Genomic DNA, 16,042 nt, shown 5'->3' on the forward strand with positions numbered 1-16,042 from the left:
GCGCGTCCCCTCCTCAGGCGATCCGCCGCATCGCTTCCGCGATACGGCCCGCCGCGTCCCATCCCGCCTGGACCGACTTCTTGGCCAGCGCACCGGCCAGCTCGCCCGCCGGAAGGTCCGTGGTGTCAGGCGGCTCCTGCCCGCCCCCGCCCTCGCCCCCCGCGGCGCCCTTGGCCGTGTCGGTGACGCCCTTGGCCGCCTCACCGGCGCCCTTGGTGGCCTCGCCCGCGCCCTTGGTCGCCTCACCGGCCCCCGAACCGACATCCTTGGCGGCCTCGCCCGCGCCCTTGGTGGCCTCACCGGCCCCCGAACCGACACCCTTGGCGGCCTCACCGGCACTCTTGGTGGCCTCACCGGCCCCCGCCCCGACGTCCTTGGCGGTTTCGCCCGCCCCCGCCCCGACGTCCTTGGTCGCCTCACCGGCGCCCGAGCCGACGTCCTTGGTGGCCTGTCCGGCGCCCTCCCCGACGTCCTTCGCGGCTTCTCCCGCGCCGGAGCCGACCTCCTTGGTCGCCTCACCGGCTCCGGAGCCCACGTCCTGGACGGCGCCTCCCGCGCCCTTGCCGACGTCCTCAACGGCCCCCTGGGCGCCCTTGCCCACGTCGCTGACCGCTCCACCGGCGCCCTTGCCGACCTCGCCCACCGCGCTGCCGGCGCCACGGGTGAGGTTGGTGAGGATCTCGGGGTTGTGGTCGATCGTCTCCAGCACCCGCCTGAGGATGTGCTCGACGTTGTCCAGGCGCACCTTGAGCAGCGCCTGCGCCTCCACGCCCCTGATCGTCAGCTTGACGCGGCCCAGGCCGACGTCCGCGCCGACGTTCAGGGTCAGCAGGTCGAGCACGCTCGCCTCCAGCGCCACCCGGGCGCGCAGGTTCTCCACCTCCAGGTCGATCTCGTCGACCTTGACGACCGGGACGTCCAGCAGGACGTCGGGGTCGGGGTGCGGCCGGTCGCCGTCGGGAGAGTCCTCGCGGCGGCTGGCGGTGGCGGCGGGACGCGCGGGTTCGGGGCGTCCGGCGCCGGGTGAACGGTCGTGTCCGGTGGGCGGCTGCTGCATATGTCGTCCGTACCGGCGAGGGCCCGGTACGAACCACGCTCGCGGGAACTCTTGCGCAGAAATGGACAGGCGTTGATCAGCCTTAAAGACTCCAGCCGAGGAGGCGGGCCGGGTTGCCGACGAGGATGCGGCGCACCAGATCCGCACCGCCCGCCTCTTCCACGCGCGGCACGAAGCGGCGCGGCAGGTACTCCAGGCCGGGCATTCCCCCGTACGCGCGGTAGCGGGTGCGGCGGGCGACGTCCCCGCCGAGCAGCAGCCGGTCGGCGCCGCCGCGCTCGGCGGTGCGCAGCAGGCAGTCCAGGACGGTCGAGTCGGGCCGGTTCCGGTGCCGTGCCATCCCGTCGTAGCCGAGGTAGGCGCCGGCCGCGCACAGCTCGGCGTGCAGGCCCGGGTCGGGGTTGCGGTCGGCGTGGGCCAGCACGACCCGGTGGGACGCGACGCCCAGCGCGTTCAGTTCCTCCAGGACCTCGAACGCGGCGCTGCCGTACTCCAGGTGGACCATGACCGGTGCGCCGGTGGCGCGGTGCGCCTCGGCCACCCCTTCGAGGACGCGGCGCTCGAACGGGCCGATGCGCCAGTAGCCGATGCCCGCCTTGAGCAGCCCGGCGGCGGGCGCGTCCGGACGCGGCGTGCCCAGGTCGCCGTCCGAGCGGACGCCCTCGGTCAGCTCGGCGACGAACAGCCGGGCGAGCGCGGCGGCGTCCAGGCGCAGCAGCGGGTGGTCGGCGGCGTAGTGCTCGACGCGGTGCGCGCCCGTCGTCAGCACGATGTTCAGGCCGGTGGACGCGGCGATGCGGGCGACGCCCGGGGCGTCCCGGCCGAGGCCGCACGGCGTGGCCTCGACCATCGCCTCGATCCCCGCCGCGCGCAGGCGCCCGGCCTCGGCGCCGCTGCGTTCCTCGTCGTCGAGCTCGTCCCCGGGGAGCAGCGGGCTCACCTGGAACAGGTGCTCGTGGTAGTCGGTGCGGCCGAGCCGGTCGCCGGCGATGTCGCCCAGAGCGGTGCGGATCATCGGACCTCGCCGGCGATCCGCGACAGCTCGTCCACGACCTCGGGGCCCATCGGGAGGTCGAACACCTCCGCGATCACCTGCGACCAGCCGTGGATGAAGTACCGCCAGCCGTCCACGACCGTGAGCCCGGCCGCCTCGCGCTGCGCCCGCGCGGCGTGCAGGAAGTCCAGCTCGCCACGGTAGTTGAGCTCCCAGACGAGCGCGCCCCGGGGGAAGGCCGCGTCCGGGCCGAGCGGCGATCCGGGACGGTCCTTGCCCAGCCCGCTGGCGTTCACCACCAGGCTGCCGGGGGGCAGGCCGTCGAGGAGGTGGTCGGCCCTGCCGTTCACCAGGTGCGTGGTGAGCTTCGTCCCGGTGCCGCCGCGGGCGAGGAGGTCCTCCAGCGCGCGCAGCCGTTCCCCGTCCACGTCCGTGCAGATGATCTCCTCGGGGGCGTCCGGGCGGCGCGCGAGGTACCAGGCGATCGCCGTCCCGGCGCCGCCCGCGCCCAGGCACAGCACCCGGCCGCCGGTCCGCGCGAAATGGCGGGGATCCAGGAACTCCTCCAGCGCGAGCCCGGCCGTGATCGGGTCCTTGGCGTGCCCGATGAGGCGGTCGCCGCGCTTGGAGATCGAGGAGATCTCCCCGGCCAGCGTCCCGAAGTCGTCGATCTCGTCGAACAGGTCGGCCGCCGCCCGATGGATCGCGATCTTGTGGGTGGTCACCAGCGCGCCGCGCCGCCGCGGGTCGTCCCGCATCCCGGCGACCAGCTCGCGGTAGGCGCGCGGCGGGGCGTCCAGCGGCACGTCGTGCCCGACGAGGCGCGCCCCGGGCAGCCCCAGCGCCCGCGCCCACGCGGGGAACACCTTCATGATCGAGGATCCTGCCGTGCTGACCCCCACGAACTCCATGATCTGGTCGTCTCGGCCGCTCGCCTCCGGGGCGCCTCCGGGCACCGCCTTCCCCCCTCGCTTCACTCGCTCGTTCCTCACTCGTCCCGCTCAGCGGGGTGCGACATGGTGCCCCTCGGCCCGGCCGCCCGACGCGGAGAGCCCTAGCGCGGAAAGCACGGCGTCCGTGGCGCCCTGGCCCATCCGGTCCACGGCCTCGACCGTGTGCGCGCCGATGTGCGGCGTGACCAGGACCCGGTCGGCGAGGTCGGGCGCCAGCAGCCCGCCGGGCCGCTCGTCCGCCAGGACGTCGGTGGCGTAGGCGCGCAGGCGGCCGCCCCGGAGCGCCGCCGCCACGGCGGCCTCGTCGACCAGGTCGGCGCGGGCCGTGTTGACCAGGATCGACCCGGGTTTGGCACGTGCCAGCCAGGCGGCGTCGATCAGCGTGGTCCCGCCGGGCGCGTGCAGGGTGACGGCGTCGCAGGTCCCGGCCAGCGTCTCCATGGTCACGAGCGGGACGTCCGCCTCCTCCACGTACGGGTCGTGGGCGAGCACGCGCGCGCCGAACCCCGAGAGGCGGCGCGCCACACCGCGCCCGATCCGCCCGAACCCGGCGACGCCCACGGTCAGCGCGCCCAGCTCCCGGCCGCGGCGCGGGCGCCACGTCCCCTCCCGCACGTCCCGCCCGGCGGGCACGATCTCGCGCAGCGCGGCGAGCAGCAGCGCGACGGCCAGGTCGGCGACCGCCTCGCTGTTGGCGCCCGGCGTGTTCGTCACCGTGACGCCGTGGCCGGCGGCGGCGTCCAGGTCCACGTTGTCGACGCCGACGCCGTACCGGGCGATGACGCGCAGGTGCGGGGCCGCCGCCAGGTGGTCGCGGGTGATGGGCGCGGTCCCGGCGATCCAGGCGACCGTCCCGGCCAGCACCGGGCGCAGCTCGTCCAGGTCGTGCGCGGTGGAGCCGCGCACCACCGTGAGCCCGGCGCCGGTCAGCCGGTCCTCGCAGCGCACCGTCCCGCCGCCGAACGAGCGGGACGTGACCAGCACGGTGCCGCCCGTCATGGGTTCTCCCGCTCGAACCACGGTTCCAGCCGCCGGTAGGCGTCCAGGAAGGAGGCGTGCCGCTCCCGGTACGCGGCGTGCCTGGCCGGGTCCGGCTCGAACTCGGCCGTGACCTCCGACAGGTCGCGGGCCACCTCGAACCCGGGCACCAGGCCCGCACCGACCGCACCGGTGATGGCCGCGCCGAGGCTGTTGGCCTCCTCCTCGACCGTGCGGCGGCGGACGGTGGCGCCCCACGCGTCGGCGAGGATCCGCAACCACAGGTCGCTGGCGGCCCCGCCGCCGATCGCGTCCACCCGGTCCACCGGATGCCCGGCCTCGCGGAACGCCAGCACGCAGGTGAGCAGGTTGAACGCGACGCCCTCCAGGACGGCGCGGGCCATCTCCGCCCGGCCGTGGTGGCGGGCCAGGCCGAGGAACACCCCGCGCGCGGCGGCGTTCCAGTACGGCGACCGCTCGCCGAGGAGGTGCGGCAGGAAGTACAGCCCGGTGGTGTCGGCGTCGGCGGCCTCTGCCGTCAGTTCCTCGAACCGCCGCTCCCCCGCCTCGGGACGCAGCACGTCCGCGGCCCATTCCAGGGACGCGCCGCCCGCCTGCATGGTCGCGGTCGGCACGTACCGCCCGGGGACGACATGGTCGAACGTCATCGTCCGCATCGCCGGGTCGTGCAGCGGCCCGGCCGCCGACAGCGAGATCCACGAGGACGAGCCCAGGTAGGCGTACGCGCCGTCGGAGGGATCGATGATGCCCGCGCCCAGCGCGGCGAGGGGCCCGTCCCCGCCGCCGAGCACGACGGGCGTGCCGGGACGCAGCCCGGTCTCGGCGGCGCGCTCGGCCGACAGCTCCCCCGCCACGGTGGTGGCGGGGACGATCTCCGGGAAGAGCGCGGGGTCGAGGTCCGCGGCCGACAGGACACGATCGGACCACGTCCCGGCCCGCTGGTCGTAGGCGTTGGTGCTGGACGCGTCCGAAGGGTCGGTGACCAACCGCCCGGTCAGCCAGTGGACGGCGTAGTCCTTGGCCAGGCACACGTGGGCGACGCGCGCGAACACGTCCGGCTCGTGGTCGCGCACCCACAGGATCTTCGCCAGCGAGTAGGTGGGGTGGACGCGGTGCCCGAGCAGCCGGTACGCGTCCCCCTCCCCCAGCGCCTCGTTCAGCCGGTCGGCCTGGCGCGTGCTGCGGTGGTCGGCCCAGATCAGCGCGGGCCGGACGGGACGGAAGGCGGCGTCGAGCAGCACCGCGCCCATCATCTGGCCGCTGAACGAGACGGCCCGTACCGCGTCCGGCGCGGTGCCGGTCTCGGCGAGCAGCCGCCGGGTGGCCGCGGCGACCGCCCGCACCCAGTCCGCCGGGTCCTGCTCGGCCACGCCCCCGGCGGCGAACCGGGTGCCGTACCGTTCGGTGACCGCCGCGACCAGCCGGCCGCCGTCCTCGTGCAGCGACGCCTTGTCGCCCGTCGTCCCGAGATCGTGCGCGATGATCATGCCGCTGCCGTGCCGTCCGTCGGGGCGGGCCGCCGCGCGATCCGCAGGTTCCGCAGGTGCTCGGTGGCGACCGCGGCGAGGATCAGCACGCCGGTGAAGATCTGCAGCCAGAACGGGTCGATGCCCAGCAGCGTCCCGCCGTTGTCCAGCAGGCCCACGACCAGCGCGCCGACCAGGGCGCCCAGCGCGGTGCCGCGCGCGCCGAACAGGCTGGCGCCGCCGATCACGCAGGCCGCGATCGCCTGCAGCTCGTACCCGGTGCCCGCGGTGGGCACGCCGTTGCCGAGCCTGGACGCCAGCAGCAGCCCGGCCAGCGCCGCCAGCGTCCCGCACAGCGTGTACGCGGTGATCTGGACGGCGCGCACCGGGACACCGGTGAGCCGCGCCGACTCGGCGTTCGAGCCGACCGCGTACAGGTACCGGCCCCAGACGGTGCGGCGCAGGAACAGCGCCACCACCACGGTGATGATGACCATCAGCCAGGTCAGGTTGGCGACGCCGAGCACGGTGCCGCCCGCCAGCTCGGAGAACCCGTCGGGCAGCGGCTGGATGGTGCGGCCGTCGGTGAGCAGCAGCGTCACGCCGCGCGCGATGCCCATCATGCCGAGCGTCACGATGAACGGCGGCAGCTTGACGACGGCGACCAGCACGCCGTTGATCAGCCCGGCGAGGGCCCCGGCGCCCAGCGCCAGCACGGCCGCCCCCACGATGCTGCCGGTGCCGGTGGTCTCGTACACCGTCTGCGCCGCGATCACCCCGGACAGCCCGACCACCGAGCCCACCGACAGGTCGATCCCCGCGGTGAGGATCACCAGCAGCTGCGCGACCCCGAGGATGGCGTAGATCGACACCTGGCGGCCCAGGTTGTCCAGGTTGGTACCGGTCAGGAACACGTCGGTGGACAGCGTCAGCGCGAAGCCCAGCACGAGCAGGATCGAGATGCCGCCGAATCCGCTGCCGAACAACTGGCCCAGGCCCAGGATCTCGGCGTCCTCGGGCTCGCGGCGGGGCGCGCGGCGGCCGCGCCCCGTGGCCTTGGTGTCCGGCGCGGGTGTCGTCGTTTCCGTCATGAGATCTCCTCGGCGATGCCGTTCCCGGCGCCGTTCTCGACCGGGTCGCGTCCGGCGGCGTGCGCGGCGGCGGCGCCCCGCGGGCTGGCCAGCGCGAGCACCCGCTCCTCCGTCGCCTCGGCGGCGCCCAGCTCGGCCACCAGCCGCCGCTCCCTGATCACCACCACCCGGTGGCAGAGCCCGAGCAGCTCGGGCAGATAGGACGACACGACCACGATGGCGAGCCCGGACGCCGCCAGCTCGGTGACGATCCGGTAGATGTCGGCCTTGGCGCCCACGTCCACGCCCTTGGTCGGCTCGTCCAGCAGCAGCACCCGCGCGCCCAGCGCGCGCCAGCGGGCGATCAGCACCTTCTGCTGGTTGCCGCCCGACAGCGACGACACCGGGTCGGTCCAGTCGCCGAAGCGCAGCCGCAGCCCCTCGGTGGACGCCTCCACATGGCGCCGCAGCCGCGAGCGCTGGACCAGGCCGCGGCGCCCGGCCGTGCGCCAGGACGCGATGGCGATGTTCTCCTCGATGCTCAGCCCCGGCAGCAGCCCGGACTCCTTGCGGTCCTCGGTGAGCAGCCCGATCCCGCGCCGCGCCGCCGCCCTGGTGGACCCGCGCGGCACGGGACGCCCGTCCAGCAGCACCTGGCCGCCGGTGACGGGATCGGCGCCGAAGATCGCGCGAAGCAGCCGGCTGCGTCCCGAGCCGAGCAGCCCGGCGATCCCGACGATCTCCCCCGCGCGGACCGACAGGTCCACGGGGCGCGGGAAGAGCGCCGGGCGCAGGCCGCGGACCTCCAGGCGGGGCGGTTCCTCGTCGCGGGCCCGCGCCTCGTCCCGCCCGGGGTAGAGGTCGGTGATGGTGCGGCCGACCATCGCGGCGATGAGCGAGTCCTCGTCGAAGTCGGCCATGGGGCCGCCGGTCACGCGGACGCCGTCGCGCAGCACCGTGACCGTGTCCCCGATCTCGAACATCTCCTCCAGGCGGTGCGTGATGTAGAGGACCGCCACGCCGTCCTCCCGGAGCGCCTTGATGCGGCGCAGCAGCGCCCCGGCCTCCTCGGCGGACAGCGCGGTGGTGGGCTCGTCGAAGATGACGACCCGCGTCCCGCGCGACAGGACGCGGGCGATCTCGACGAGCTGGCGCGTGGCGGTGGGCAGCTCCCCCACGGTGCGTCCCGGATCCAGGCCGCCGAGGCCGACGCCGTCCAGCATCGCCCGCACCGCCGCCCGCTGGCCGCGCCGGTCGACCACCCCGGCGCGGGACGGGAACGCGCCCATCACCAGGTTGTCCGCGACGGTCAGATCGGTGAGCAGGCTCAGCTCCTGGTAGACGACCCCGACACCGGACTCGCGCGCCTCGGCGGGCGTCACCGTGCGGCGCATGGCGCGGCCGCCGATGGTGTACTCCCCGGAGTCGCGCTGCACCGCGCCCGTCAGGATCTTGATGAGCGTGGACTTCCCGGCGCCGTTCTCGCCCGCCAGGCAGTGCACGGTGCCCGGGTACAGGTCCAGGTCGATGCCGCTGAGGGCCTGGACCTGGCCGTAGCTCTTGCCGACCCCGCGCAGCGTCAGGACCGGACTTCCCTTCGCGCCCGTCGCGGTCATCCGCCCTCGCCCTTGGTCTTCGGCGGGTTGAGCAGCGCGGCGAACTCGGGACGCCCGACGTTCGTGCGGTCGATCAGCACCGCGCCCGGGTCGAGGTTGACCGGCGGCAGCGTGCCGCGCACCGCCATCGCCGCCTCGACCACGCCCTGGTAGCCGAAGAAGAACGGGTTCTGGACCACGATCGCGCTCAGCGTCCCACTACGCACCGCGCTGACCTCGGCCGGGTCGGAGTCGAAGGCGACCGACACCACCCGGTCCGCCGCGTTCTTCTCCTGGATCGCGCGGGCCGCGCCGGTGCCCGAGGTGTTGTTGTCGGCGAAGATCCCCACGACGTCGGGGCGGCTGGTCAGCACGTCACCGACCTGCCCCACGGCCTTGTTCAGGTCGTTGTCGTTCACGAGGGTCTGGACGACCTCCGCGTCCGGGCAGTCCTTGGCCAGGCCCTCCTTGAAGCCGGTGAACCGGTCGATGAGCACCTGCACGCCCGACACCGAGCTCTCATGGACGATCTTGCCGTCGGGGTCGCCGCGGTCGGTGAGGAGCTTGCACAGCCGCTCGCCCGCCTGCTGCCCCGCCTTGATGTTGTCGGTGCCGATGAACCCCTCGGTCTGGGTGGTGATCCGGTTGTCCACGGTGATCACCTTGATGCCCTGCTTGCGGGCGCGGTCCACGACGCCGTTCAGCGCGGTGGACGAGTTGGCCGCCAGCACGATCGCGTCGGCGCCCCGGGAGATCGAGTTCTCCACCAGCTTGACCTGGCCGTCGATGTCGGTCTCGGAGGTGGGGCCGAACAGGCCGAGGTCCACGCCCTGGTCGGCGCCGGCCTTCTTCGCTCCGGCCAGCATCACCTGCCAGAACTCCGAGTCCGTGGCCTTGGTGATCACATCGATCTTGGTTCCGGCGACCCGGCTCTCGCCCGCGCCGCCGGCGTCCGTGCCGCCGAACGCGACCTTGCCGGCCGCCAGCCCGGCCGCGATCGCGACGACGGCGAGCACCGCCGCGACGCCGGGAGAGACATAGCGGATTCGCGTCATTTCGGCTCCTGAGAGGCTCCTGGAAGGGGGTGGGTGGGGTGGCCTCCGTCAGCCCGCTTGGGCGAAGGGGCGCAGGTCGGGACCGTCCGCACCGCGCATGATCCGGTAGCCCATGCCGTGCTCGCGGACCCACTCGTAGTCGTGTCCCGCGTCCCCCGGGTAGACGGCGAGGAAGCGGTACGGCTCGTCGCCGACGTTGACGCTGCGGTGCGCCCAGTCGGGCGGGATGTAGCCGATGGTCCCGGGCTCCATCGGGATCCACTCCGGCCGCTCCCCGTCGAAGAGCAGCAGCCCGCCCCGCCCGGAGAGGCCCAGGTAGATCTCGCCGCGCGGGCGGGTGTGGATGTGGCCCTTGGTCATGTGGTACTCGCCGCCCACCGTCCCGGGGTAGATGGTGGTGATGGACTGGGGCAGCTCGCCCTCCTCCTCGGGGACCGGGGACGAGGCGACCTCGTACACGACGCCGTCCTCGCGCAGGCCCTCCCGCCAGGCGTCGGTGTCGGCGAACAGTCCCTCAAGGTCGGACATCCGGCGGGTGAGCAGCGGCCCGGCGGGGGTCACCCGCCCGTCCCGCGGGTCGAAGGTGACGCGTGTCGGGTACGTCGGCAGCGTCGCGAACGAGGGCAATGCGATCTCTCCTCCGGTCTGATGGGGTAGGGCTACTGTCGTCCTGTAATGACAGGATGTCAAGTGCTGGGCCGAGGGGAGATCGACGAGATGGCGGAGCCCTGGTCAGAGGCCGGGGCGCCGAGGCCAGGGGCCGGGGTCAGGTGTCGTCGCGGAGGAGCATGTTGGGCGCCCCGGCCTCGCGTGTGTGGTGGCGGCGCAGGTTCACCTGGAACCTGCTGCGGTCACCACGGTGGTAGGCGAGGAAGAACTCGACCGGGCGTCCCCCGGCGTCCCAGGCGGTGCTGTGCAGGAGCAGGACGGGGTCGTGCGGCTGGAGCCCGAGCGCGTGCGCGATCGAGGGCGCCGCGGGGACGGCCTCCACCAGCCGCCGTCCATGGTCCAGCTCGACGCCGTACTTGCCCTCCAGCACGCCGTAGAGGGACTGCTCGGAGAAGTCCTCCTCCAGCAGTCCCGGCGCGATGTCCACGGGGAGGTAGGTGTGGGTGAGCACCCAGGGCTCGCCGCCGACGAAGCGCAGCCGCTCCAGATGGACGACGTCGTCGCCCTCGCGCAGCTCCAGGGCGTCCGCGACCTCGGCGGGCGCCGGGACGACCGAGAAGGCCAGGACGCGGCTGCGCAGGATCTCGCCGCGCGCCCGCACGTCCTCGTACAGCCCGGTCAGCGACTGGAACAGCCGCTCGTCGGTCTTGCGCGCGGCGGCGAACGTGCCCTGGCCCTTCCGGCGGACGACGCGGCCCTCGGCCTCCAGCTCGTCCAGCGCCTGCCTGACCACCGTCCGGGAGACGCCGTACTCCTCGCAGAGCGCCATCTCGCCGGGCAGCCGCTCCCCCGCGGCGATCTCCGATTCGAGCCGTCTCAGCAGGAGCTGCTTGAGCTGCGCGTAGTACGGCAGCGGCGATCGCCTGTCGATACGGCCCCCAACCATGGCGGCCAGTATCGCACGAATCTGTCATGTCAGGATGACAAGGGTCTTGATCTGCGGTCAGGCGCCCGGCGGCGGGCGCTTCCGTCCTCCACGCGGACCTGGGCGAACGTCGTCGATGTCCCGTTCGTCTCACCGGGAGAGGCGATCAGCGACATCGGCGAGAGGAAGTGCCCGTGACCACCACCGAACCACGCCCGGCGGCGACCGACACGGCCCGCATCGTACCCGTGGGCGGCGCCACGGCCCCGCGCCCGTCCCGGCTCCGCCTTCTGCGCAAGGCCGGGGTCGCGGTCGCGGGAACCGCGCTGATCGTCGCGGGACTGGCGATGATGGTGCTTCCCGGGCCGGGCATCGTGGCGCTGCTCGCCGGCCTGGGCCTGCTGGGGACCGAGTTCCCCGCCGCTCGCAGGCTCAGCGACCGCCTGAACGCCTACGCCCGCGCCGCCTGGCGCAAGGTCAGGCGTCCCAAGACGCCTGAGGAGCACTGAGCACCTGCCCGAGGGCCATCGCTAGTCGCAGCCCTCGAACTGGGGCACCTGCACGATCGAGGTGTCCAGCCCGGTGCCGCCGAACCATTTGGACACGAACCTGCGCGCGGTGCCGTCCTGGTACATCTGCGTGATGGCCCGGTTGAGCGCCACGCAGCCGTCCGGGTCGCCCTGGCGGATACCGATCCCGGTGTTCTGCTCGCTGATCCGCACGTTCACCAGCCGGGTGATCCGGTCGTGCCTGCGGACCAGGCCCGCCAGGATCACGTCGTTGGTCGTGATCGCGTCCACCGCCTTGGACCTGATCAGGCTCATGCACTGGTCGTAGTCCTTGGCCGCGACGAGCCGCGCGCTCATCCCGTGCAGCGCCAGCAGCCGCCGCGTCGGATCGGCGCCCTCGACCGCGCAGAACCTGCGTCCCCGCAGGTCGCGCACCTCCTTCACGTCGGTCTCCTCGGCCCGCACCATGACGTCCTGGTAGGAGGTGTAGTACGGGCCCGCGAAGGCGATCCGCGTCTTGCGCTCCTGTGTCACCGACAGGGTGGCCAGGACGAGGTCGGCCTTCCGGTCACGGAGGAAGGGAATGCGGTCGGCGGCGAGGACGGGGACGAACCTGACGTCCTTCCCGAGTTTGCCCGCGACGTAGCGGGCGACGTCGATGTCGAAGCCCTCGAACGTCCCGTCCGGGCGCCGCAGGCCGAGCGACGGCAGGTCCGGCCGCACGCCGACGACCAGGGTGTCCTTGTCCAGGATCGATTCCCCGGCGGGGTCCCCGCAGGCGGCGGTCAGCAGCCCCGCCGCAAGGACGACCGCCATGAGCAGACGCATGCCGCCTCCAGCAGAACCACCCGTACCGAACCCACCCGCGGCAACTGCGCGGCCTCCGGATTATCCGGCGCCACGGCCTCCCCCACAAGCCCGTCAGAGTTCGCGGCGCCTGCGGAGCAGCACGATCGTGGCGCCCGCCGCGGCGAGCAGCAGGGCTCCCTCGCCCGCGGCCATCATCGTCGTGTCGCGCGTCCCGGCCACGTTCCGCGTCCGGGGCTGCTCGGGTGCGGTCTCGGCCTGCGGAGCATCCTGTGTGGTGGGTGCCGTCCGGGACGCCGCCGCGCTCGGCTTCCCACTCGCCTTGGGGACGGGCTTCGCCTTGCTCTTGGGCTCGGCGAACACCACATCGGAGCACGAGTAGTAGGTGTCGGGCGTATCGGAGGTCTGCCAGATCGTGTAGACGAGGTGCCGGCCCGACTTGCCCTTGGGAAGCCGTCCCGTGAACACGTACGAGCCTCCACGGCGCGGCGGGTCCTGCACCGTGAGGAAGGGCTTGGGCTCCAGCGCCGACCAGGTCAGCTTCCGCGTGGGACGGTAGCCGTCACGGGTGACGTACATCCGCAGGCCGCCGCGATGCGGAATGGTCACCCGGTAGCGGAAGGTGTGCCGGGCACCGCTGGTCAGCCTGGTGGCGGGCCAGTCCGATCGCGGCAGGTCCAGTCCGCGGAACCGCGCGATGCCCGCACTGCACAGTTCGCCGTCCGGGATCAGCTTCCGGTCGCGCCCGCGCACACCGGGGACCCGTACGTTGTCGAAGTCGGCCAGCGCCGCCGCCCCGCTCACCGACGCCGCCGCCCGGCACGCCCTCGACCGCGCCTTCGCGCCGCCCTCCGGCGAGCAGGCCGCCGCCCGGCTCGGCGGGCTCGACATCGCCCCATGCGTCCCCGCCACCGCCGTCGCCGCCGGAGCGGCGGCCACCACGACCAGCACGAGCCCGGCCACGACGGCCGGCAGGCGAACGGTCACGCGAAGCTCCCTCATATCGCAGGCCCCACACCGGTACGCACCACGCGCCCACGGGGTTCACCCCGCCCTCACCGGCCCCGTAAGCTGCCAAGACTGGTTCACCGGGAGGTCAGTACACATGAGCGGCGAGGCGATGAGCCGGCTGCGGGACATCTGCCTGTCCCTGCCTGAGGCGACCGAGAAGCCCTTCGGAGGCCACACGGCCCCGTCCTTTCGCGTGCGCGACAAGCTCTTCGTGATGACCAGCGAGGACGGCTCGTACATGACGTTCAAGGCGGGCCCCGGCGTGCAGGAGGCGCTGGTGGCGGAGGATCCCGACCGGTTCTTCGTCCCCGCGTACGTGGGCGGCAAGGGCTGGGTGGGCGCCCGCCTCGACGCCGACCACGACTGGGACGAGCTCGCCGAGCTCATCGAGGACAGCTACCGCCTGATCGCCCCCAAACGCCTCTCCGCACAGCTCGACGAGAGGAAATGACCAGGCCGGACTTTCCGGAAGGCGACTGGATGATCACGCTTCTCGGCTCGCGATGACGGGCCGCGCACCAGGGTGATCACGCGTCGCGCGGGCGGTGTCGCTGCGGAAGACACGTTTCCGCGCCAAGCAACTAGGCGTCGCCTTCTGCGAGGCCACCGAGATCTACAGCGGCTTCGAGGGCAATCTGAACTGATCAGCGGACGAGCGTCCGGCCCTTCCAGGTGGTGCGTCCGGTGTGGTGGCGGAGGGCGGAGTCGACCGTCATGGCCGTGTACAGGAGCGCCACCAAGGGCAGGGCCGGGGCTCGCAGGGCCGAGAGGCCGTAGAAGCGGAGCATCGGCGTGTAGGTCAGGCTCATCAGGGCCCAGGCCGTCGCCCCCGCGGCAAGCGTCACGGTCGCGGCGGCCCCTTGCGCCAGCGCCCCGATCACGGTGGCCAGTGGTGGGACCGCGTACACGAGGAGCAGGCCGAGCACCGTGCCCGCCAGCAGGACGGGCGAGTAGCGGAGCTGGTCGTAGGCGCTGCGGGCGACCATGTCCCACAGGTCGGCGAGGCGCGGATAGGGACGGCGCGACACCACGTCGCGGCTCAGGTCCAGGCGGCACCGCCCACCGCCGCGCCGCTTGATCAGGCGCCCCATCGCCACGTCGTCGATGACGGCGCCGCGGATGGCTTCGAGGCCACCGGCGCGTTCCAGGACGCTTCTCCGTACGAGCATGCAACCCCCGGCCGCGGCGGCGGTCCTGCCGTCCTCGACCAGGCGGAACGGGTAGAGCTTCGCGAAGAAGTAGACGAACGCGGGGACGAGCAGGCGTTCCCAGGCCGTGCCCGTGTTGAGCGTGGCCATCTGCGACACCAGGTCGCGTCCCTCGGAGGCGGCGCGCACCAGCGCGGTGAGGGTTCCGGGAGCGTAGGCGATGTCCGCGTCGGTGAAGAGGAAGAACTCGGGTTCGCCCGCCGCCCGCACGCCCTCCGACATCGCCCAGACCTTCCCCGCCCAGCCCTCGGGACGTTCCCGCGCCTGGACGACCTGGACGTTTCCCTGGCCCAGGTCGCGGGCGACATCCCCCGTCCCATCGGTGCTGCGGTCATCGACGAGGATGACGTGGAACCGTCCCGGATAATCCTGGGCCAGCAGCGTCGGCAACGTCTCCGGCAACACCTCCGCCTCGTCGCGCGCCGGTACGACCGCGACGACGGACGGCCAGGAGGCGGGTTCCACCCCGGCGGGAAGCCGCTTCCCGGTATGCCAGAAGCCGCCGTGACCGAACGCCAGCACCACCCATACCGCCAACGCCACCAGCGCAAGGCCAGCCAGAATCCACACGATCGGCAGCCTTCCACCAACGGTCGCGCCCGCCTATCACCCCGCGCCCATCGGCGTGGGTAGGGGGTCCAGAAGGTTCGGCGGCGATGTCGGAGGCCGACCGTATCGTTCGTCGAATCCGCGACCTGATAAGGAGAAGTGCTCATGAAGGAACCGGTCGCCAGGTTCGACCATCGGTTCAGCGATCCGGGAGCGCAGGAGACGCCGTGGCCCGTCACCCGCGAGACCCTGGAGTCGGCGCAGCTTTTCTGGATCACCACCGTCCGCGCCGACGGGAGGCCACACGTCACGCCGCTGGTGGCCGTGTGGCTGGACGACGCGCTCCACTTCTGCACCGGCCCCGAAGAGCAGAAGGCGCTCAACCTCGCCGCGAATCCCAACGTCGTCCTCACCACCGGCTGCAACGAGTGGAAGCAGGGGCTGGACGTGATGGTCGAAGGCGAGGCCCAGCGCGTTACCGACCGTCCTGCCCTGGAACGGCTCGCCGCAGCCTGGGCCGCGAAGTGGGAAGGGCAGTGGCGGTTCCGTCCGAACGGCGCGGGCTTCAGCCATGACACCGGGGGCGCGCCGGATGAAGGGGAGTCCGTGGCCCATGTGTTCGCGGTGAAGCCGTCGAAGATCCTGGCCTTCGGGAAGGGAGGCTTCAGCCAGACCACCTACCTGCCGGCCTCATAAAGGAGGGGCCGTCGCCGATGTCAAGTTACGACTCCCGCCTGCGAGTGGCGTTTTTCGGCCAGGGCGTTTCCGCGAATGTACAACGGCGACCCCGGCATACGACATACTGAATGCACCGGCATGCTCTCGATCAGTTTTCCGGTTGACTTTCCCGATGCCGTCGGATCATTCTCGAACGTAGTGCCGGAAAGGCTTGGACATCTCGCGCCCCGATGACCCGTGCCTCACTCGGGCGAGGCCGGTGATCCCGGACGAGCGGACTGTGACAGGAGAGTGGAATGCCTCCACCGGAGTCGGCGGCACTGGACGGCCCCGAGAGTTCGGAAGGCGCCCGGGAAACGGACCCGGCGGCATCCGCCGAATCGACGGCACCGACCGAATCCAGCACACCGGCCGAACCGGCGCCCGCGGAGCCCGAAACGGTCACCGACCTCGCGGCACCCGCCGACCTCCCGCAAGACCCGCCACCGGCCGAACCCGCGAAAGCCACAAAGCCCGCAGAGTCACCGGAGCCCACGGAACCCGAAACGGTCGCCGAC

General features: G+C 72.9%; 16 protein-coding genes. 3 read left to right on the forward strand and 13 right to left on the reverse strand.

Going from position 1 to position 16,042, the window contains the following annotated elements:
* Positions 1-13: 13 nt before the first annotated feature.
* The 10 genes from ACGWYJ_RS20325 to ACGWYJ_RS20370 form a co-directional block, all read right to left on the reverse strand.
* Positions 14-1,057: a hypothetical protein gene (locus tag ACGWYJ_RS20325; protein WP_395107711.1), complete on the reverse strand. Its 1,044-nt coding sequence runs from the start codon at positions 1,055-1,057 to the stop codon at positions 14-16.
* Between the two features lie 82 nt (positions 1,058-1,139).
* The gene (locus ACGWYJ_RS20330) at positions 1,140-2,072 is read right to left on the reverse strand and encodes a phosphotriesterase (protein WP_395107713.1); all 933 of its coding nucleotides are present in this window, start codon (positions 2,070-2,072) and stop codon (positions 1,140-1,142) included.
* Entirely contained in the window at positions 2,069-3,028 is a 960-nt protein-coding gene (locus tag ACGWYJ_RS20335) for a hypothetical protein (RefSeq protein WP_395107714.1), read from the reverse strand. Before ACGWYJ_RS20335 ends, ACGWYJ_RS20330 begins: the two co-directional genes overlap by 4 nt.
* A 24-nt stretch (positions 3,029-3,052) precedes the next feature.
* On the reverse strand, positions 3,053-4,003 hold the full coding sequence (locus tag ACGWYJ_RS20340) for an NAD(P)-dependent oxidoreductase (protein WP_395107715.1): 951 nt from the start codon (positions 4,001-4,003) through the stop codon (positions 3,053-3,055).
* Positions 4,000-5,490, reverse strand: a complete 1,491-nt coding sequence (gene xylB, locus ACGWYJ_RS20345; protein ID WP_395107716.1) for a xylulokinase — start codon at positions 5,488-5,490, stop codon at positions 4,000-4,002. Before xylB ends, ACGWYJ_RS20340 begins: the two co-directional genes overlap by 4 nt.
* Positions 5,487-6,560 carry an ABC transporter permease gene (locus tag ACGWYJ_RS20350; RefSeq protein ID WP_395107717.1) on the reverse strand — a complete coding sequence of 358 codons (1,074 nt, stop codon included), beginning with the start codon at positions 6,558-6,560 and terminating at the stop codon, positions 5,487-5,489. The genes xylB and ACGWYJ_RS20350 overlap by 4 nt, the downstream gene beginning before the upstream one ends.
* Positions 6,557-8,155, reverse strand: a complete 1,599-nt coding sequence (locus tag ACGWYJ_RS20355; RefSeq protein ID WP_395107718.1) for a sugar ABC transporter ATP-binding protein — start codon at positions 8,153-8,155, stop codon at positions 6,557-6,559. The genes ACGWYJ_RS20350 and ACGWYJ_RS20355 overlap by 4 nt, the downstream gene beginning before the upstream one ends.
* The gene (locus tag ACGWYJ_RS20360; protein ID WP_395107719.1) at positions 8,152-9,189 is read right to left on the reverse strand and encodes an ABC transporter substrate-binding protein; all 1,038 of its coding nucleotides are present in this window, start codon (positions 9,187-9,189) and stop codon (positions 8,152-8,154) included. The genes ACGWYJ_RS20355 and ACGWYJ_RS20360 overlap by 4 nt, the downstream gene beginning before the upstream one ends.
* Before the next feature lie 48 nt (positions 9,190-9,237).
* Positions 9,238-9,816 carry a glucose-6-phosphate isomerase family protein gene (locus ACGWYJ_RS20365; protein WP_395107720.1) on the reverse strand — a complete coding sequence of 193 codons (579 nt, stop codon included), beginning with the start codon at positions 9,814-9,816 and terminating at the stop codon, positions 9,238-9,240.
* 139 nt (positions 9,817-9,955) lie between these two features.
* The gene (locus ACGWYJ_RS20370; RefSeq protein ID WP_395107721.1) at positions 9,956-10,744 is read right to left on the reverse strand and encodes a GntR family transcriptional regulator; all 789 of its coding nucleotides are present in this window, start codon (positions 10,742-10,744) and stop codon (positions 9,956-9,958) included.
* A gap of 173 nt (positions 10,745-10,917) precedes the next feature.
* Between ACGWYJ_RS20370 and ACGWYJ_RS20375 the strand changes: the two genes are divergently transcribed.
* Complete coding sequence (locus tag ACGWYJ_RS20375) at positions 10,918-11,232, forward strand: PGPGW domain-containing protein (RefSeq protein WP_395107722.1); 315 nt, start codon at positions 10,918-10,920, stop codon at positions 11,230-11,232.
* Between the two features lie 21 nt (positions 11,233-11,253).
* On the opposite strand, the gene ACGWYJ_RS20380 is transcribed toward ACGWYJ_RS20375, so the two are convergent.
* A complete protein-coding gene (locus ACGWYJ_RS20380) occupies positions 11,254-12,060 on the reverse strand; it encodes a transporter substrate-binding domain-containing protein (protein WP_395107723.1) in 807 nt (268 codons plus the stop codon).
* Positions 12,061-12,153: 93 nt separating this feature from the next.
* Entirely contained in the window at positions 12,154-13,026 is an 873-nt protein-coding gene (locus ACGWYJ_RS20385) for a lytic polysaccharide monooxygenase (RefSeq protein ID WP_395107724.1), read from the reverse strand.
* 118 nt (positions 13,027-13,144) lie between these two features.
* Between ACGWYJ_RS20385 and ACGWYJ_RS20390 the strand changes: the two genes are divergently transcribed.
* Positions 13,145-13,501 carry an MmcQ/YjbR family DNA-binding protein gene (locus tag ACGWYJ_RS20390; protein WP_395107725.1) on the forward strand — a complete coding sequence of 119 codons (357 nt, stop codon included), beginning with the start codon at positions 13,145-13,147 and terminating at the stop codon, positions 13,499-13,501.
* A gap of 193 nt (positions 13,502-13,694) precedes the next feature.
* Here ACGWYJ_RS20390 and ACGWYJ_RS20395 read toward each other — a convergent pair whose 3' ends face one another.
* The gene (locus ACGWYJ_RS20395) at positions 13,695-14,828 is read right to left on the reverse strand and encodes a glycosyltransferase (protein ID WP_395107726.1); all 1,134 of its coding nucleotides are present in this window, start codon (positions 14,826-14,828) and stop codon (positions 13,695-13,697) included.
* 144 nt (positions 14,829-14,972) lie between these two features.
* On the opposite strand from ACGWYJ_RS20395, the gene ACGWYJ_RS20400 reads away from it, so the two are divergent.
* Positions 14,973-15,503 carry a pyridoxamine 5'-phosphate oxidase family protein gene (locus ACGWYJ_RS20400; protein WP_395107729.1) on the forward strand — a complete coding sequence of 177 codons (531 nt, stop codon included), beginning with the start codon at positions 14,973-14,975 and terminating at the stop codon, positions 15,501-15,503.
* Positions 15,504-16,042 lie beyond the last annotated feature (539 nt).

This window comes from Actinomadura sp. SCN-SB (genome assembly GCF_043906805.1).
In the GTDB taxonomy this organism is placed as follows: domain Bacteria; phylum Actinomycetota; class Actinomycetes; order Streptosporangiales; family Streptosporangiaceae; genus Spirillospora.

Coding starts and splice junctions, on each gene's coding strand:
- xylB (WP_395107716.1), bottom strand. CDS start 5,490: ATGATCATCGCGCACGATCTCGGGACGACGGGCGACAAGGCGTCGCTG.
- ACGWYJ_RS20340 (WP_395107715.1), bottom strand. CDS start 4,003: ATGACGGGCGGCACCGTGCTGGTCACGTCCCGCTCGTTCGGCGGCGGG.
- ACGWYJ_RS20350 (WP_395107717.1), bottom strand. CDS start 6,560: ATGACGGAAACGACGACACCCGCGCCGGACACCAAGGCCACGGGGCGC.
- ACGWYJ_RS20330 (WP_395107713.1), bottom strand. CDS start 2,072: ATGATCCGCACCGCTCTGGGCGACATCGCCGGCGACCGGCTCGGCCGC.
- ACGWYJ_RS20370 (WP_395107721.1), bottom strand. CDS start 10,744: ATGGTTGGGGGCCGTATCGACAGGCGATCGCCGCTGCCGTACTACGCG.
- ACGWYJ_RS20325 (WP_395107711.1), bottom strand. CDS start 1,057: ATGCAGCAGCCGCCCACCGGACACGACCGTTCACCCGGCGCCGGACGC.
- ACGWYJ_RS20355 (WP_395107718.1), bottom strand. CDS start 8,155: ATGACCGCGACGGGCGCGAAGGGAAGTCCGGTCCTGACGCTGCGCGGG.
- ACGWYJ_RS20390 (WP_395107725.1), top strand. CDS start 13,145: ATGAGCGGCGAGGCGATGAGCCGGCTGCGGGACATCTGCCTGTCCCTG.
- ACGWYJ_RS20360 (WP_395107719.1), bottom strand. CDS start 9,189: ATGACGCGAATCCGCTATGTCTCTCCCGGCGTCGCGGCGGTGCTCGCC.
- ACGWYJ_RS20400 (WP_395107729.1), top strand. CDS start 14,973: ATGAAGGAACCGGTCGCCAGGTTCGACCATCGGTTCAGCGATCCGGGA.
- ACGWYJ_RS20380 (WP_395107723.1), bottom strand. CDS start 12,060: ATGCGTCTGCTCATGGCGGTCGTCCTTGCGGCGGGGCTGCTGACCGCC.